The sequence below is a fragment of the Vibrio sp. Vb1574 genome (genome assembly GCF_033338675.1).
In genome coordinates this window covers 1-1,395 of sequence record NZ_JAWOTC010000209.1, presented here as the reverse complement: position 1 = coordinate 1,395, position 1,395 = coordinate 1, and the positions used below count along the sequence as shown (strand labels likewise).

At 46.7% G+C, this 1,395-nt stretch carries 2 protein-coding genes; both read left to right on the top strand.

Annotation, left to right across the window (positions count from 1 at the left end; genetic code table 11):
- The coding region (yfbR, locus tag R7O12_RS24875) for a 5'-deoxynucleotidase (protein ID WP_318126724.1) at positions 1-509 on the top strand (509 nt) is incomplete at its 5' end.
- Between the two features lie 12 nt (positions 510-521).
- Positions 522-1,395: anti-phage deoxyguanosine triphosphatase (locus tag R7O12_RS24870; RefSeq protein ID WP_318126722.1), on the top strand; the 874-nt coding region annotated here is incomplete at its 3' end.

Here is a 1,395-nt window from a genome sequence, read left to right as displayed (position 1 = left end):
CACCAGAAAACGTTTCGGAACACAGCTTACAAGTCGCATTTGTCGCTCACGCACTCGCGTTAATTAAAAACAAAAAGTTCGGCGGCACGCTTAATCCTGAACGCATTGCTCTTCTCGCGATGTATCACGATTCAAGTGAAGTGCTCACTGGTGATTTGCCTACTCCCGTTAAGTACTACAATCCCGAAATCGCAAAAGAATATAAGAAGATAGAAGCCGCTGCCGAGCACAAATTACTTTCTATGTTGCCGGAAGAATTTCAGGAAGATTTTGCCCCATTTCTACTTTCTCATTCGTCTCACGAAGAAGACTCTCAGATAGTAAAACAGGCCGACTCCATCTGTGCGTACTTAAAATGTTTGGAAGAACTAAGCGCAGGTAACCATGAGTTTGCCTTAGCGAAAAAGCGCCTAGACGTCACTTTACAAGAACGTAAAACGCCAGAAATGGAATACTTCCTTAATACATTCGCCCCAAGCTTTGAGCTATCGCTGGATGAAATCAGTTAGCCAGTTTAGTTTATGGAGATAAACGTGTCGTTTGAATTACACTCTTTGTGGCAAGAGCGCCACGATGATGAGCATAAAATCCGCCGTGATGACCACCGCAGCCCCTATCAACGTGATAGAGCGAGAATCCTGCACTCTGCGGCATTTCGACGCCTACAAGCGAAAACTCAAGTTCATGGCAACAGCTTGGAAGACTTTCATAGAAGTCGACTTACCCACTCGTTAGAAGCGGCCCAATTAGGCACGGGTATTGTCGCGCAACTCAAAAAGAAACAGTCTGAATTTAAAGAACTATTGCCCTCGGACAGTTTGATTGACTCTCTGTGTCTCGCGCACGATATTGGCCACCCACCATACGGACACGGTGGTGAAGTCGCATTGAACTATATGATGCGTGACCATGGTGGCTTTGAAGGCAATGCGCAGACTTTTCGTATTGTGACCAAATTGGAGCCATACACTGAGCACTTCGGGATGAATCTATCGCGCCGAACTTTGTTAGGTTTGATCAAATACCCAGCACTCATCAGTCAGACTCGTTCAGTCAAGCTGCCAAACCCTGCAGAACATCAACGCCGATTAAAAGCCAAAGAATGGAGCCCAGCGAAAGGCATCTACGATTGCGATAAAGATCTGTTTGATTGGGTTATCGCTCCACTCAGCCAGAATGACAAAAGCCTGTTGAGCCAAATGCGCTATCGACCAGACTCCGATTTAGAGCACAGCAAAACGCGCTTTAAATCCCTCGACTGCTCCATTATGGAGCTCGCCGATGATATTGCGTATGGCGTGCACGACTTAGAAGATGCCATTGTGTTGGGTCTGGTCACACGTCAGCAATGGCAAGAAGGGGCAGCAAGTCAGTTAGCTGATTGCGGTGATCCTT